This is a genomic window from Ramlibacter alkalitolerans (genome assembly GCF_016722765.1).
GTDB classification, from domain to species: Bacteria; Pseudomonadota; Gammaproteobacteria; order Burkholderiales; family Burkholderiaceae_C; genus Ramlibacter; species Ramlibacter alkalitolerans.
Genome location: NZ_JAEQND010000019.1, coordinates 41,884 through 58,387, shown reverse-complemented (window position 1 = coordinate 58,387; position 16,504 = coordinate 41,884). Strand labels below are relative to the sequence as shown.

General features: G+C 68.9%; 11 protein-coding genes. 3 read left to right on the top strand and 8 right to left on the bottom strand.

Going from position 1 to position 16,504, the window contains the following annotated elements; translation table 11 throughout:
- Window positions 1-264: 264 nt before the first annotated feature.
- From JI746_RS25750 to JI746_RS25715, 8 genes are all read right to left on the bottom strand, one after another.
- Window positions 265-3,048, bottom strand: coding sequence for a multicopper oxidase domain-containing protein (locus tag JI746_RS25750; protein ID WP_201693181.1), 2,784 nt, complete (start codon window positions 3,046-3,048; stop codon window positions 265-267).
- A 566-nt stretch (window positions 3,049-3,614) separates the two neighbouring features.
- Entirely contained in the window at window positions 3,615-4,280 is a 666-nt protein-coding gene (locus JI746_RS25745; protein ID WP_201693180.1) for a class II aldolase/adducin family protein, read from the bottom strand.
- Complete coding sequence (otnK, locus tag JI746_RS25740; protein ID WP_201693179.1) at window positions 4,277-5,548, bottom strand: 3-oxo-tetronate kinase; 1,272 nt, start codon at window positions 5,546-5,548, stop codon at window positions 4,277-4,279. Before otnK ends, JI746_RS25745 begins: the two co-directional genes overlap by 4 nt.
- A 7-nt stretch (window positions 5,549-5,555) precedes the next feature.
- Window positions 5,556-6,167, bottom strand: coding sequence for a hypothetical protein (locus JI746_RS25735; RefSeq protein ID WP_201693178.1), 612 nt, complete (start codon window positions 6,165-6,167; stop codon window positions 5,556-5,558).
- The gene (locus JI746_RS25730; RefSeq protein ID WP_201693177.1) at window positions 6,164-8,407 is read right to left on the bottom strand and encodes a hybrid sensor histidine kinase/response regulator; all 2,244 of its coding nucleotides are present in this window, start codon (window positions 8,405-8,407) and stop codon (window positions 6,164-6,166) included. The genes JI746_RS25735 and JI746_RS25730 overlap by 4 nt, the downstream gene beginning before the upstream one ends.
- A complete protein-coding gene (locus JI746_RS25725; protein WP_201693176.1) occupies window positions 8,404-8,856 on the bottom strand; it encodes a GNAT family N-acetyltransferase in 453 nt (150 codons plus the stop codon). Before JI746_RS25725 ends, JI746_RS25730 begins: the two co-directional genes overlap by 4 nt.
- Window positions 8,857-8,888: 32 nt before the next feature.
- A complete protein-coding gene (locus JI746_RS25720; protein ID WP_201693175.1) occupies window positions 8,889-11,954 on the bottom strand; it encodes an FAD-binding and (Fe-S)-binding domain-containing protein in 3,066 nt (1,021 codons plus the stop codon).
- Window positions 11,951-12,637, bottom strand: a complete 687-nt coding sequence (locus tag JI746_RS25715) for a GntR family transcriptional regulator (RefSeq protein ID WP_201693174.1) — start codon at window positions 12,635-12,637, stop codon at window positions 11,951-11,953. The genes JI746_RS25720 and JI746_RS25715 overlap by 4 nt, the downstream gene beginning before the upstream one ends.
- A gap of 115 nt (window positions 12,638-12,752) precedes the next feature.
- On the opposite strand from JI746_RS25715, the gene JI746_RS25710 reads away from it, so the two are divergent.
- The 3 genes from JI746_RS25710 (at window position 12,753) to JI746_RS25700 (ending at window position 16,455) form a co-directional block, all read left to right on the top strand.
- Window positions 12,753-13,982, top strand: a complete 1,230-nt coding sequence (locus JI746_RS25710; RefSeq protein WP_201693173.1) for a pyridoxal-phosphate-dependent aminotransferase family protein — start codon at window positions 12,753-12,755, stop codon at window positions 13,980-13,982.
- A gap of 56 nt (window positions 13,983-14,038) precedes the next feature.
- Entirely contained in the window at window positions 14,039-15,004 is a 966-nt protein-coding gene (locus JI746_RS25705; RefSeq protein ID WP_201693172.1) for a Bug family tripartite tricarboxylate transporter substrate binding protein, read from the top strand.
- 239 nt (window positions 15,005-15,243) lie between these two features.
- Window positions 15,244-16,455, top strand: coding sequence for a CaiB/BaiF CoA transferase family protein (locus JI746_RS25700; protein WP_201693171.1), 1,212 nt, complete (start codon window positions 15,244-15,246; stop codon window positions 16,453-16,455).
- The last annotated feature ends 49 nt before the right edge of the window (window positions 16,456-16,504 follow it).

Below are 16,504 nucleotides of genomic sequence, written 5' to 3'. Positions count from 1 at the left end.
GCGATGCCAGCTTCGCGCCAGTCTCTCATCCGCGCCGGAGGACAGTCGCAGAGGCGGACAGGGACCCGGCCTGGTCCGGTCCGGAGGCGACTGCTTGCGGAGATCGTCTCCTGGGACACGAACCTTGCGAAGCGCACAGTCGACACTGTCACACCATGCGGTAACGGGTCAGCTCGCCTCCCACCGCGACTGGCGAAGAACCAAAGAAAAAGGACGGCGCCTTGTGGGCGCCGTCCTTTCAGGACTGGCAGTGCGTTGCCAGGTTCAGTGGTTGGCCACCGTGCCGGAACCGGTGCGGAAGGTGGGGATGCCCACCGACGGCGCGTACTCCACGCCATCCCACGTCGGCAGCGGCGTGGGCATCACCTGGAACTGGCCCGGGTGCTCGATGTCCCAGCGCAGCAGCATCGCGTTGTCCTCGTGCTGCGTGTTGTGGCAGTGCTCCACGTAGGTGCCGGCGAACTCGCGGAACCTCAGCGCGACGGTCAGGGAACCACCGCTCTCCGGATCGCCACCGACGCGGTACACGTCCTTGCGGGACCACTTCTCCCATTCCGGCGGCGGGTTGCCGTTGCGGTCCAGGATGATGCCCTCCTCGAAGTGGATGTGCACCGGGTGGCTCCAGCCGCCGCCGGAGGTGATGCGCCAGACTTCCGTCGTGCCGTCACCCACAGTGCCGGCGTCGGTCGGGCCGCTGGCCAGTTGCGGGGCGGCGCTGATGCGGCGCGGGTCGGCGATGTACGACACGCCGCCGTCGGTCTTGACGGTCCACGGATCCAGGTCCGTGCCGCTCGAACGACCGAAGTCGAAGGTGCGGTAACGGGCGTTCTGGAGCGCGGCCATCTGCGTCGGGTTGCTGCGATCCAGCCAGAGCGGGATCATCTTCTTGCCAGCGGCCTTGCCGGGCTTGGCAGGCTCGTACTCGGCGGGGTTCATGCTCATGTCGGTGCCGGAGTACGCCTTCACCACCATTTGCATGAACATGCCGACGGCGGGGTCGCCCTTGTCCCAGCTTTCCTTGCCGGGCGTGAGCACGGCCTTGTACTTCTCGGACAGGATGTCGGCGAGCGGGATCTTCCGCTTGGCGATGATGCCCGTGTCGTGGTGCATCGTGTTGATGAAGTACAGCTTGGTGCCGGTCGCGAAGTTCGCGAAGTCGACGACGATGTCGAAGCGCTCGGCGATGGCCTGGGTCGGCAGCCAGCCCTTGTGCTCGTCCTTGTTGCCGTTGCCATCCAGGTCCATGGTGCCGTCGAACGGAATGGCGTGCTCCAGGATGTTGCCGTCGTTGGCGACCAGGTGGAAGGGCACGCGCTTGTACGTCTTCCCGGAGCCGGCGGGGCCCTTCAGTTCGCCCGAGTTGCCCGTCGCTTCCGCCACGATGGCGAGCGACAGGTAGCGCGACACCGAGCCGTTGAGGATTCGGAAGCGGTACTTGCGGGCCCGCACGTCCAGCACCGGGGCGTACTGCCAGTTCACCGTGAGGCGGTCGCCGATGAAGCCGTCGGTGTTGAAGGGGTTGAACCACAGCTGGCCGGTCTGGTCCCAGGCCTTGTCGCCGATCACCAGGTTCACGTCGTAGTCGCGGTTGCCCCAGGCCATGTTCTGGCCGGAGGGGAAGCGCAGGTTCACGCCGTCGTTGATGGCCTCGTTGCCGCGATCGAGCGCCGAGTAGTAGTTCATCATCACGGCGTTGCCCTTGTAGACGTTCTGGGCCGTGAAGTCGAGCATGTGGTCGTGGAACCAGTGCGTGGACATGGTCTCGCGCCAGTCGCCGCGGATGTTGATCCGGCCGTTCTGGCAGGTCTTCACGCCAGGGTTGGCATCGTTGACCCACAGGGTCTCGCCGGCGGCGCAAGGGAAGCCGGCGCGCGGTTCGGTGGCGGTCGTGTTGATGCTGTCGTAGCCGGCGAGCTGCAGGGGCCAGCGGTAGTCGTAGAACTGGCCGGGGAAGAAGAAGGCGTTGGCGAAGCCGTCGCTTTCAGCCGGCGAGTGGCCGTTGTGCTCGTGCGTCGTGATCGTGTGCAGACCGAAGCCGCCGTTGGCCTGCGGGTCGATCGGCAGCGCGTTGTAGTGGCGCATGAGCATCGGCTGGCCGTAGCGCGCCATCAGCAGCTTCGGGGGCAGCGTGCCGTCGAAGGTCCAGATGTTCTTGTGGTCCTGGGTCGGCATGTTCGGGTGGATCTTGATCGGGATCCCCCGGGTCGTGCCGTTGAACGCCGGGTTGTTGTTGTCCACGGTGTTGTAGTACAGGCCACCGGGGCCGAACTCGCCGACCTGGTACTTGTGCATCTGCTTGCTGTCACGCAGGCCACCGTTGACGCGGGAGCCGGCCTGCACGGTCTTGTAGTAGGCCTGCGGGTAGAACTCGTTCCAGCGCTGGTGGGCCCAGCCTTCCCCTGGCGGGCGGCCTTCGGCGGGCGGGTTGGTCAGGAAGCGGCCGAGGAACTGCTCGATGTCCGGCTTCCATGGGTTCTGCAGCGAGGTGTTGGACTCACGGGTGGGGAACGGGGAGATGCCGGCCTGCTGGAGGAAGGCATCGAGGTCCGCGCCGGCGGGGCCGCTGCGGGTGATGTCGGCTTCCTGCTCCGGCGCGACGCCGGCGGCAGGACGCGGGAAGGGCAGGGTGCCGGCTTCCACGTTCGGGTCCAGCTTCTCCGGCCCGAACTCTTCGAACATCAGCAGCTTCTGCGTGAACGGCTGCGCGCCGAACATGGGGCTGGGCAGGCCGTTGGTGGGGTAGTTGTACGGATACAGGGCATCGCGCTGGATCACGTTCTCGATGTTGACGATCCGCTTGTTCTCCATCACCTCGCCATTGGGCAGCTCCATGCCGCCCTCGTTCGCGGGCGTCTCCAGCAGGAGGTCCTGCAGGGCCTGCGTGGGATCGGTGGGCTGGTTCGTGTAGTGGGAGGGATCGGTCGCGGGGGGCGGGCCCGTGACGTCGAGGGCCGCCTGTGCCGACAGCGTGGTGGATGCGAGCGCGGCGATGGCCACCGCGCTCAGGACGAACTTCGTGACTGGCTGCACTCCGTGGGGACGGGTCATTTTGTGCCTCATTCAAACTTTCCTGGTTGCTTGAATGCGTTGTCTTTCGCAACGCGCTTTGCTTCCTGCAAAAGTGATAAGGCAGAGAACGTGCCAAGGCTCGAAGTAGGAACTTTGGAAAACGTGCGGATTTCCGAAACGCGTCTGGACCCCCGGCCGCCAACGTTTCAGTGGGGAAACATGATTTACCGTGGGGAAATGTCACCCCCGCAAATGGGTAATTTTCCTAAGGCGAAAACCATGCAACGACAAGACGGAAAAGCGCCGGCGTTGCATAGGAACGCGGCGCTCTTAAGTCGAAGTTGAAGCGGGTCAGGCCGCTGTTCGCGGGAGGATCGTGGCGGGGGTGGCAGGCGCCTTTTCCAGGCGCGTCGCAAGTGTGGCAGCGGTCCTGCGGCAGGCCGATGAACGAAGGTGCCGAAGCTCTCCCACCAAGGGGAGGAAGTTGTAAGGCCGTGTGAATCGGCTGCGAACGTTCGGCTTAGTTGCCGGTGTTATTGCAGGAGATCGGCAGCGTTGCGGCAAAGACCTTGAACGTTCGCATTACAACCCCGCGGGGACCGTGCTCACCACCGGGCGCCGAAGGCTGCGCGCAACTGCTCGAGATCTGCCTGCGCCAGCGGCTGTGGCTTGGGGGAGGCGAGCATCCACAACCTGGCTGTCTCTTCCAGTTCCTCGAGCACCGCCATCGCCTGCGCGGGCGAGTCGTGCCACACGTTCGGGCCCAGCCGGGTGAGCATCACCGCACGCAAGGGCGTGCCCTGGACAGCGTAGCGCGCGATCAGCGATGCAACGGCTTGCGCGGCCTCCTGCGCGCCCGGGCGGTGGTAGGGAACGACCGGGACGTGTCCAACTTTCATCACGAAATAAGGCGTGATCGGCGGCAGCAGTTCGCCTTCGGGATCGCCCAGCGTCAATGCCACGCAATGGGTGCTGTGGGTGTGGATGATGCAGCGCGGTGCCGGCACCCCCAGGGCGGCATGCGCGCCGTAGATGCGCCGGTGCAGCGCCAGGGTCTTGCTGGCCGGCGCGCCACCGAGCTGCTGCCCTGCGGCGTCGACGCGGGCCAGCTGGTCCGGCACGAGGAAGCCGAGGCAGGCGTCGGTCGGGGTGATCAGGAAGCCGTCGTCGAGGCGAACGCTGATGTTCCCCGCGGTGGCATGCACGTAGCCGCGCTCGAACAGGCTGCGGCCGACCCGGCAGATCTCTTCGCGCAGCGCCGTTTCGTTCATGCCAGGAGGGCGAAGGCCTTGCGGAAGAAGTCGGCGCTGCCGAAGTTGCCGGACTTCAGGGCCAGGTGCAGCTGCGCGTCGCAGGCGGGCGCGGCGGCATGGCACCAGGGCACGCCCGGATCGATCTGCCGGCCGATGCGCATCTGCGCGACGCCGAGGGCCTGCACGACGGCGCCGGAGGTTTCGCCGCCGGCGACGACCAGCTGGCGCACGCCCCGCTGCACGAGCCCCTTGGCGATCGACGCCAGAGCGTCTTCGACCAGCGCGCCGGCCTGCTGCACGCCCAGGCGCTCCTGCACGGCGCGCACGGATTCGGGCCGGTCGGTGGAGTAGACCAGCACCGCGCCGTGTCCGAGTTCGCCGGCGGCCCAGTCGAGCGCCTCCCGGACCACGCCTTCGCGGTCGTCCGCGAGCTGCAGGGGATCGATGGCGCGGGCCGCCCCGCCGGCAGCGATGAAGTCCGCCACCTGCGCCTGCGTGGCCTGCGAGCAGCTGCCCGAGACGATCGCGCGCAGGCCGCCGGCCGGGGGCAGGGCGGCCGCTTCCGGCCGCGGCGCCAGGCCGTGGTTGCGGGGCAGCGCTATGGCCACCCCGGAGCCGGCGACCACCAGCGGCGCGTCGCGCAAGGCTTCGCCGAGGGCGAGCAGGTCGGCATCCGCCACGGCGTCGACGATGCCGAAGCGAACGCCTTCGCCGCGCAGCTGCGCGATCCGCGCGCGCAGGGGCCCGGCCCCGGCGCGCACGACCGCGTGCTCGATCAGCCCCACCCGCCCGCGCGACTGCGCCTGCATCACCCGCACCAGGTTGGCGTCGGTCATGGGCGTCAGCGGGTGCTGCCGCATGCCCGACTCGCTCAGAAGCACGTCGCCCACGAACAGGTGGCCCTTGTAGACGGTGCGGGCGTTCTCCGGGAAGGCCGGCGTGACGCAGCAGAAATCCGCGCCCAGCGCTTGCAGCAGCGCCTCCGCCACCGGGCCGATGTTGCCCTGGGGCGTGGAGTCGAAGGTGGAGCAGACCTTGAAATAGAACTGGCTGCAGCCCTGCGCCTGGAGCCACTGCAGTGCCGCGAGCGACTGGGCCACCGCCTCGGCGGCGGGGATGGTGCGCGACTTGAGCGCGACGACGACGGCGTCGACGCTGTCCACCGGCGCCCGCGGCACGCCGATGGTCTGCACCACCTGCATGCCCGCGCGCACCAGGTTGTTGGCAAGGTCGGTGGCGCCGGTGAAATCGTCGGCGATGCAGCCGAGGAGGAGGGGTCGGGTCATCGTTCTTTCAATAAGGGGGCGCGAAGCCGTTCTTGCCCGCGTTCACGCGGACGACGGTGGGCGTGCCGTTGATGTCCTGCACGTTGACGGCCACGCGCTGGCCGACCTGCACCATCCCGCGTTCACCCGGCCGCAGGCTCACGATGGGCGCCTCGGGCGGCACGACGATGGTCTTCTGGCCGTCCTTGTAGCGCAGCTCGAGCCGTTCGCCGCTGGGCGACCTGGCGACGTCGGCCACGGTCGCATTGGTCATCGTGCTTTGCGGCAGGAAGTCGAAGGGGTAGTGGCCCTCGCCCGTGCCGCGCATGTTCTCGGGGAACAGCACCACGGCGATGGCCTTCTGGCTGCCGTCGGACTGCGGCATGCCGCCGACGCCGACGAAGCTGCCGGCCTTGACGTCCTGCAGCGTCACGGGATACACCTCGGTGACGGTCCAGTTCGGCGCCAGCGCGAGTTCCATGCGCTGGCCGCTGCGCTCCATCAGCGTGAGCTTGTCGGCGCTCAGGGCTTCGATGGTGCCGCGCAGGCGCACGGTCCTGGCCTGTTGCGCGGCCACCAGGCGGGGGCCGGCGGCCGTGGCGGCAAGGAGCTGGAGGAACTGGCGACGGTGCAGGGTCATGGGGCTCTCCTATCGGTGTTCTCCCGCAGGCCGTGCCGGATGGCCTCGAGCAGCGCATCCGGTGCCGCGGGTTTGACCAGGTGCTGGCGAAAGCCTGCCGCGCGGGCCCGCGTGATGTCCGCCGCGGTGCCGTACCCGGTCAGCGCCACAAGATAGCAGTTCCTGCCGTTCGGATGCACGCGCACCCGCGCGGCGAGCTCGTAGCCGCTCATGCCGGGCAGGCCGATGTCGAGCACGGCCACGTCCGGCGCGAAGCGATCGAGCAGCGAGAGCGCGACCCCGGGGTCATACGCCACCTGCACCTCGTAGCCGGAGAGCTCCAGCAGCGCGGCAGCGGTGTCCGCGGCATCCTGGTTGTCGTCGACCAGCAGCACGCGACCCTGGACGGCTTCGGTCGCGGCCACGCCGGCAGCTGCGGCGGCTTGCGGCGGCGGCGGCGCCAGCGGCAGGCGCACGGTGAACGTGCTGCCGCCGTCGGCGCCGGCGCTGCTCGCGCTCACCTGGCCGCCGTGCATCTCGATCAGGCTGCGCACGATCGCCAGCCCGAGGCCGAGGCCGCCGCGCGAGCGATCGGCGCCCTGCGGCGCCTGGTAGAACAGGTCGAACACGTGCTCCAGCACCTCGGGCGGCATGCCGACGCCGTCGTCGCTCACCGTGATCTCCGCGGCGTCGCCCGCGGTGGCGAGGGCCAGCGTGATCCTGCCTTCCGTGCCGGTGAACTTGATCGCGTTGCCGATCAGGTTGTTGAGGACCTGGGACAGCCGCACCTCGTCGGCATTGACCCACAAGGCATCGGCAGCGTCCGGCAACTGCAGCTCGAGGCGGCGCAGGCCGAGCACGGGCTGCGCAGCCTGCGCGGCGTGCCGCACCAGGTCCGCCAGGCGCAGCGGCTGCATCCGCATCTCCAGCCGCTTGCCGGTGATGCGCGAGACGTCCAGCAGGTCGTCGACCAGCCGCTTCATGTGGGTCACCTGGCGCTCCATCACCTCGCGCTCGCGCAGCGTGCCGGGGTCGCCCTTGCGCGCCATCAGGTGCAGCGCCGTCGCCATGGGGGCCAGCGGGTTGCGCAGCTCGTGGCCGAGCATGGCCAGGAATTCGTCCTTGCTGCGGCCGGCCTCCTCGGCCTGTTGCAGCGCCTGCGTGGCGCGCGCCAGCAGGGTCTCGCGTTCGGCTTCGCCGGCGCGGCGTTCCTGGGCGGCACGGTCGCGGTCGGTCGAGGCGAGCGCGAGCGCCGCGCCCACGTCCTGCAGTTCGGCGACGTCCAGGTGCGGCAGCCGGACCGGCTCGCCGCGCCCGAGTGCGCCGGCCGCCACCTTGAGGGCGTCGATCGGCTCGGTGACGTCGCGGGCGAAATACCAGGCGAGGAAGGCCGCCAGCCCCAGCGACGCGAGCAGGCCGGCCCCCACCGCACCGAGCACGCCGTACAGGCCGGCACTCGCGTCTTCCGCGGAAATGCCCGTGGCCACCACCCAGCCCCAGTGCTGCAGGCGCGCATAGCCGGTGTGGCTGCGAAAGCCCTCCAGCGTGGTGGTGTTGCCGGTGCCCTCCGGCTCGCCTTTTTCCAGCAGCGCCTGCAGCGAAGGCGCGGGGCGCTCGCCGGCATGGGGACGCGAACGGGCCACCCGCAGCAGGTTGCGGTCGAACACGGACACGACCGAGGTGGCGGGCACCTGCTGGCGCATCAGCACGGCGAGGATGTGTTCCGTGGGGATGACGGCCGACAGCACGTAGGTCAACTGGCCCGAACGCTCCACCCGCAGACGGACGGCGAAGGCCGCCACGCCGCGCGGACCGCGCGCCACGTTGCCGACCACCGGCTCGCGGCCCTGGATCGCCTGCTGCATGCTGGCGATGTCGACGGGCGCCTGGCCGCTTGCCTCCGGCTCGTCGGAAGAACTGAGGAGAATGCGGCCGCCGGCATCGGCCAGGATGATCGCGCGCCAGCCCTGGGCTTCCGCGACGCGGCGGGCCAGGGCGTGGAACTGGCGCAGCTGCGCGGGCGCGAGTTCGTCGGACAGCGCCAGGCTTTGCAGCACGCTGACGGTGGCGCCCAGCTCCGCGTCCACCGCCGTGGCCAGCGCGCGCGAGACGGCCAAAGCCGTGTCGCGGGCGTCGCGCTCGCGTTCGGAGGTGACGTAGGCCAGCACCACCAGGGCGACGATCGCCAGCGGCAGCAGTCCGCTCGCGGCGAGCAGGAAGAGCCGGAAGCGCAGCGACCGGCCCGGCCCGGCCGCTTTCATTTCTGCCGGATCACGTAGCGGACGAAGCCGTCCGCGTGCGTGAAGCGGTCATACAGGCGGCGGGCCGTGAGGTTGTCGGCCTGGGTCACCCAGTACACGCGCGCCCAGCCTTCGGCGCGCATCGCGTTGCGCAGCCACTCGATGAAGGCAGTGCCTATGCCGTGGCCGCGCGCGGACGGCAGCACGAACAGGTCTTCCAGGTAGCAGACGGGCTGCGTCTCCCAGGTGTTCTCGTGCACCACGCAGTTGGCAAAGCCGTACACCTGGCCGTCGACCTCCGCCACGATGCACATCACGGCCGAATCCGGATCGAGGATGCGCGTCCAGGTGCGGCGGGTGACTTCCTCCGGCAGTTGCGCCCGGTAGAAATCGCAATACCGGCGCCACAGCTGGCGCCAGGCGGCTTCGTCCGAGGGCAGGGCGGCGCGGATGGTGCAGGGCAGTGTCACCCGCGCATTGTGCCCGTGGATGAGGGAAATCGTCAGGCGCGCAGTGCCATCTCCAGCACCACCGCCGCATGCAGGGCCTGGCGCTGCGCACCATCGTGGATCTGATGGCGGCAACTGGTGCCGTCCGCCACGATGATCGCGTCAGGCGCATTGCGCACCGCCGGCAGCAGGCTCAGCTCGGCCATCTGCATGGACACGTCCATGTGGCTGGCCTCGTAGCCGAAGCTGCCGGCCATCCCGCAGCAGCTCGATTCGATCAGTTGCGGCTGCGCCCCCGGCACCAGCTTGAGCACGTCCAGCACCGGCGAGATCGCGCCGAAGGCCTTCTGGTGGCAGTGGCCGTGCACCAGTACCGGCTTGCCCAGCGGCTTGAGCTTGCCGCGCAGTTCCTCCAGCCGGCCGGCTGCGGCTTCGCGCGCCAGGAATTCCTCCAGCAGCAGCGCCTGCTTCGCCAGCACCTTCGCCGGCTCGCCGAAGCCCATGGCCGTGTGCTCGTCGCGCAGCGACAGCAGGCAGGAGGGCTCCAGGCCGACCACCGGGATGCCCTTGGCCGCCAGGGGATGCAGCGCCTCCAGCACTTCGGCCGCCTTGGCCTTCGCCTCGTCCACCATGCCGCTGGCCAGGTAGGTCCGGCCGCAGCACAGGTGCTTGCCATCCGGCTTCTCCTTGCTGGCGATGTGCACCGTGTAGCCGGCGGCGCACAGCACGTGGAAGGCCGCCTTGGCGTTGGCGGATTCGAAGAAGGCGTTGAAGGTGTCGACGAACAGCACGACGGGCTTGCTGGCCGCCAGCACTTCGGCGCGCGAGGCGCCCGGCACGCCGGACTGGAAGAAGTGGCAGCTTTCCCATTCGGGCAGGCTGCGCCGGGCGGAGATGCCCAGGAGCTTCTCGCCCAGCTTCGCCAGCAGCGGCACGCGGTTGCGCAGGTTCATGAGGCCGGCGAAACGGCTCGCGGTGGCGGCGTAGTCCGGCAGCCGGCCGATCACCTTGTCCTTGAGCGAGTAGCCGTTCTTCCTGCGGTCCGCCGCCAGGAACTCGATCTTCATGCGGGCCATGTCGACCCCCGTGGGGCAGTCGCGCTTGCAGCCCTTGCAACTGACGCAGAGGTCCAGCGCCTCGCGCACTTCCTCGCTCGCCAGGCCGTCGGCACCGAGCTGGCCGGACAGGGCCAGGCGCAGCGTGTTGGCGCGGCCGCGCGTGAGGTGCTGCTCGTCGCGCGTGACGCGGTAGCTGGGGCACATGGTGCCGGCGTCGAACTTGCGGCAGTGGCCGTTGTTGTTGCACATCTCCACGGCCTTGGCGAAGCCCTTGGCCGGGTCGCCGCCGGTGCCCGGCGCGGTGGTCTTCTCGGTCGCCGGGTCGTTCTGCACGTCCCAGGGCGTCCAGTCCAGCGCCGGCTGCAGCGGGATCACCTGGTACGTCGGCGGGAAGCGCATCAGCCGGGTGTCGTCCATGCGCGGCGGATCGATGATGCGCTTGGGCGACAGCAGGCCGATCGGGTCGAACATGCGCTTGATCTCGCCGAAGGCGGCGTCGATCTGCGGGCCGAACTGCCAGCGGATCCACTCCCCGCGGCACAGGCCGTCGCCGTGCTCGCCGCTGTAGGCGCCCTTGTACTTGCGCACCAGCGCCGAAGCCTCCTCGGCGATCGCGCGCATCCGCACGGCGCCTTCGCGCCGCATGTCGAGGATGGGCCGCACGTGCAGGGTGCCGACCGAGGCGTGGGCGTACCAGGTGCCCTTGGTGCCGTGCTTGCGGAACACCTGCGTGAGTTCGTCGGTGTATTCGGCCAGGTGCACCAGCGGCACGGCGCAGTCCTCGATGAAGGAGACCGGCTTGCCGTCGCCCTTGAGGCTCATCATGATGTTGAGGCCGGCCTTGCGCACTTCCCACAGGGCCTTCTGCGGGGCTTCGTCCGGCATCAGCACCACGGAGCGGGGCAGGCCCAGGTCGCCCATCAGCTCCTCGAGTTCGGCCAGCTTGCGCAGCAGCGCTGTCCTGTCGGCGCCGGCGAATTCGACCAGCAACACGGCGTCGGGTTGCCCGATCAGCGCCGTGCGCACCGTGGGCGCGAACGCCGGGTTCTGCAGCGACAGCTCGATCATCGTGCGGTCGACCAGTTCCACCGCGGTGAGCGTGCCGTCGGCGCCCAGCTTCACGATGTGCTGGGCCGAATCCATCGCGTTGTAGAAGGTCGGGAAGTTCACGACCCCCAGCACCTTGTGCTTCGGGAGGTCGGTGAGCTGCAGCTTCAGGCTCCTGGTGAGGGCCAGCGTGCCTTCGCTGCCGACCAGGAGGTGCGCCAGGTTGACGCTGCCGTCCTTCGTGTACGGCTTCTCGTTCTGGTTGTGGAAGACGTCCAGGTTGTAGCCGGCTACGCGGCGCAGCACCTTGGGCCAGTGCGCGTCGATCTCGGGGGCCAGGCTCAGGGCGAGCTCGCGCACGCGTTCGCCGTAGCCGCGCACCGCGCCGCTCGCTTCCTCGAAGCGGCCGAAGGTGTGCAGCAAGCCGTCGGAGGTCCAGGCCTGCGCGCCCAGCACGTTGTGCACCATGTTGCCGTAGGCGATGCTGCGGCTGCCGCAGGAGTTGTTGCCGGCCATGCCGCCCAGCGTGGCCTGCGCCGCGGTGGAGACGTCCACCGGGTACCACAGGCCGGTCTTCTTCAGGTGGGCATTCAGGTGGTCCAGCACGATGCCGGGCTCCACCGTGGCGGTGCGGTTCGCGGTGTCGACCTCGAGCACCTTGCGCACGTGCTTGGAGAAGTCGATCACCAGGCCGGCGCCGACCGTCTGGCCGCACTGGCTGGTGCCGCCGCCGCGCGGCACCACCGGGACCTTCAGGTCGCGGCAGATGTCCAGTGCGAGGCGAGCGTCCTCGGCCGACTTCGGCACGAACACGCCGACCGGCATCACCTGGTAGATCGAGGCATCGGTGGCATAGCGGCCGCGGTCGCCCGGCGAGAACAGCACTTCGCCCTGGGTCTCGGCCGCCAGCCGCTGCGCCAGCCGGCCGGCGACTTCGTTGCTGGCCCGGGAGACGGTGTCGTAGGCGGCGCCCTCGGCTTCGCGGGCGACGGTGATCGGCAGCGGTGCGTTCACGACGCCGCCTTCTCGCCGCGGGCGGCACGCAGCTGCTCCAGCACCACGTCGCGCTTGTTGCGCAGGTGCGAGAGCAGCACCTGGCGCATGGCATTGCCGTCGTGCGCTGCCAGGGCTTCGATCATCTTCTCGTGTTCATTCATGGCGTTCTTCCACTTCTCGCCGTCCTGGTTGGAACGGAAGCGCAGCGCCTGCAGGCGCGCGTTGACTTGCTGGTACACCTGCGTGAGCACCGGGTTGCGGGCCGCGGCGCTGATGGCGGAATGGATGCGGGCGTTCAGCGTGTAGTAGGTCGACAGGTCGCGGCGCGTGTAGGCGGCCATCATCTCGAAGTGCATGGCCTGGATCTCGGCCAGCTCCTGCTCGGTGATGCGCTGCGCGGCCAGCTCGCCGGCCTGCGCCTCCAGCCCCGCCATCACCTCGAAGGTGTGGAGGACGTCCTCCTCCGTCAGCGAGACGGCGACGGCGCCGCGATTGGGAAGCAGCTCCACCAAGCCCTCGGCGGCCAGCATCTTGATCGCCTCGCGCAAGGGCGTGCGCGAGACGTTCAAGCGCTCGGACAGCTCGCGTTCGTTCAGTTTCGCGCCGGGGCCGATGCGGCCCTCCACCAGCAGCTGGCGCAGGCGCTGCGCCACCTGCACGTGCAGCGCGGCGCGGGGGATGGAAATGACTTCGGCCGACATAGGGCTGCATTTTGTATGCAAAAAGGTCGTCGCGCAAATGCCCTAGTAGGGCAGAAAGCCATTGACAATCGAATTTTGTATGCAAAAAATGGCGCCACTTCAACGAAGCCCGACCATGCTGACGCTCGACTTCCATCCCACCGGCCGCCATTTCCTTCAGATCCCCGGGCCGTCCCCGGTTCCGGACCGCATCCTGCGGGCCATGAGCCTGCCCACCATCGACCACCGCGGCCCGGAGTTCGGCGTCCTCGGCAAGCGGGTGCTCAAGGGCATCCAGCAGATCTTCCAGACCCGGCACCCCGTCGCGATCTATCCCGCCTCCGGCACCGGCGCCTGGGAAGCGGCGCTGGCCAACACCCTGAGCCCCGGCGACCACGTCCTGATGTACGAGACGGGCCACTTCGCCACGCTGTGGCAGAAGATGGCCACCCGCCTGGGCCTGAAGACCGAATTCCTCGGCCTGCCCGGCGTGGAAGGCTGGCGCCGCGGCGTGCAGGCGCACCTGATCGAGGAGCGCCTGAAGAACGACAGGGAACACAGCATCAAGGCCGTGTGCGTGGTCCACAACGAGACCTCCACCGGCGCCACCAGCAACATCCTGGCCGTGCGCCGCGCCATCGACGCCGCCAAGCACCCCGCGCTGCTGCTGGTCGACAGCATCTCCGGCCTGGCCTCGGCCGAATACAAGCATGACGAGTGGGGCGTGGACGTCACCGTCAGCGGTTCGCAGAAGGGCCTGATGCTGCCCCCCGGCATCAGCTTCAACGCGCTCTCGCCCAAGGCGCTCGAAGCGAGCAAGACCGCGAAGCTGCCCAAGGCCTTCTGGGCCTGGGACGAGATCGTGGAGATGAACAAGACCGGCTACTGGCCCTACACGCCCAACACCAACCTGCTGTACGGCCTGGCCGAAGCCTGCGACATGCTGCTCGATCCCACCTTCGGTGGCCTGGAGGGCGTGTTCGCGCGCCACCAGCGCTGGGCCGAAGGCGTGCGCAGCGCGGTCCGGGCCTGGGGCCTGGAGATCCAGGTCACCGAGACGGCGACCCAGTCGCCCGTGCTCACCGGCGTGGTGATGCCGGAAGGCGTCGACGCCGATGCCATCCGCAAGCTGATCTACGAACGCTTCGACCTGTCGCTGGGCACCGGCCTGGGCAAGGTCAAGGGCCGCATGTTCCGCATCGGCCACCTCGGCGACTGCAACGACCTGACGCTGATGGCCGCCCTGTCCGGATGCGAGATGGGCCTGAAGCTGTCCGGCGTGAAGCTGGCGGGTTCCGGCGTCGCGGCCGCCATGGAGTATTTCGCCGGCCACCCGGCGCCCGTCGCGCTGCAGAAGGCGGCGTAAGGAAGTTCGAGGCTCCACCCGGAGCCTCTTTTTCATTGGTACAGGAGACAGTAGTAGTGCAACGCAGAACCTTCATCGCAGGCGCCGCCGCATCGGTCGCTCTGCCCATGGCTTACGCCCAGTCGCTGCCGACGCAGCCCGTGCGCATCATCGTGGGCTTCGCCCCCGGTGGCGGCACCGACATCCTGGCGCGCGTGATCGGCCAGAAGCTGGCCGAGATGTGGAAGACCAGTGTCATCGTCGAGAACAAGGCGGGCGCCTCGGGCACCATCGCATCCGACTACGTGGCCAAGCAGCCTGGCGACGGCACGGTGCTGCACATGGCGCACATCAACAGCCATGCGCTGATGCCCCACCTGCAGAAGCTGAACTACGACGCCGAGCGCGACTTCCAGCCGATCGCGATGGTCGGCGTCACGCCCAACCTGCTGATCTGCGGCGGCATGCAGCCGGCCAAGACGGTCAAGGACCTGGTGGCGCTGTGCAAGGCCAACCCCGGCAAGATCAGCTTCGGCTCCGCCGGCCCGGGCTCGGCCCAGCACATGGCGCTCGAGATGTTCATGCTGGCCGCCGGCGTGAAGGCGATCCACGTGCCTTACAAGGGCTCCGGCCCGATGCTGACCGACCTGATCGGCGGCCAGGTGCAATACAGCTTCGACACGATGACGGCCGCCACGCCGCACGTGAAGAGCGGCAAGGCGATCGCCATCGCGCAGACGCGCCAGAAGCGCGCCAGCGGCCATCCCAACGTGCCGACGATGGCGGAGTCGGGCTTCCCCGGCTTCGAGGCCACGACGTGGTACGGCCTGGTCGGCCCCGGCAAGCTGCCGGTGGGCCTGGCCAAGCGCATGAACGAGGACGTGAACAAGGCGCTGGTGATGCCCGACGTGGTCGAGAAGCTGGAGGCTTCCGGCGCCGAGGACGGCGGCGGCTCGGTCGAGAAGTTCCGCGAGTTCATGCACGTGGAACAGGTCAAGTGGGCCAAGGTGATCAAGGACGCCAACGTCCGCGTGGATTCCTGATCCGGAGGCGTCCCACCGGGACGTCATCCCCGCCTGCGCCCCCGTCATCCCCGCCTGCGCCCCCGTCATCCCCGCGCAGGCGGGGACCCAGAGCACGCGCGCAGCGCGTGGAATGCGGAAGCCCTGGATCCCCGCCTCCGCGGGGATGACGGAGTGTTTCCGCCTCCGCTCGGAGGACGGACCTCCCCGCCATCCGCGGGGATGACCGACGAAGAATTCTTTCCAAGGTGTTCCAAGCAATGACAGATACCTCACGCCCGCTGCCTCTCGCGGGCGTTCGCGTCCTGGATATCAGCCAGGTGATGGCGGGCCCCTACGCCTGCATGCTGCTCGGCGACCTCGGCGCCGACGTGATCAAGGTCGAACCGCCCGGCACCGGCGACCAGACCCGCGGCTCCATGGGTTTCAAGATGAAGGGCGCCGACAGCCTCGGCTTCCTGAACATGAACCGCAACAAGCGCAGCATCGCGCTGGACCTCAAGTCCGAGGCCGGCAAGGAAGTGCTCAAGACGCTCGCGCGCGACGCGGACATCCTGGTCGAGAACTACCGGCCCGGTGCGCTGCGCCGCCTCGGCCTGGGCTACGAAGTGCTCAAGGACATCAACCCGCGCCTGGTCTACACCAGCATCTCGGGCTTCGGCCAGACCGGCCCCTGGGCCGACCGACCCGGCTTCGACCTGATGGCGCAGGCGATGTCCGGCGTGATGAGCGTGACGGGCTATCCCGATTCGCCGCCGGTGAAGGCCGGCGTGCCGGTGGCCGACATCGGCTGCGCGCTGTTCGCCATCTACGCCACGCTGGCCGCCTACATCGGCGCGAAGAACACGGGGCAGGGCCAGTACATCGATGCCGCGCTGTTCGACACCGCGATGGCGTTCTCGGTGTGGGATACCTGCGACTGGTGGGGCACCGGCAAGCCGCCGCAGCCGCTGGGCACGTCCAACAAGATGACCGCGCCCTACCAGGCGATGGCCTGCGCCGACGGCCACTTCGTGATGGGCGCCAACAACCAGAAGCTGTGGGTGCAGCTGTGCAAGCTGATGGGCCGGGAGGAACTGCTCGCCGACCCGCGCTTCGCCACCATCGCGCAGCGCCTGGCGCACCGCGCCGAACTGCAGGAAGCCCTGGAACAGACCTTCCGCACGCAGGGCAAGGAGTACTGGGTGGAGACGCTGCTGGCCAACGGCATTCCGGCCGGGCCCATCCTCTCGTATCCCGAGGCCTTCGGCAGCGAGCACGCGCAGGTGCGCAACATGCGCATGGAGATCGACCATCCGGTGGAAGGCAAGGTGCCCAACATCGGCTTCGCCGTGAAGCTCACGGGCACGCCGCAGGAGGTGCGCCGCCATCCGCCGCTGCTGGGAGAGCACACCGAGGAAGTGCTGGCGCAGGCCGGCCTCTCGGGCGAGCGCATCGCGCAGCTGCGCGCCGACGGGGCGTTCGGCGCCTGACGGCGGGGAATGAACACGGAAGCTCTCCGGACCAGACCTCATTGACAGC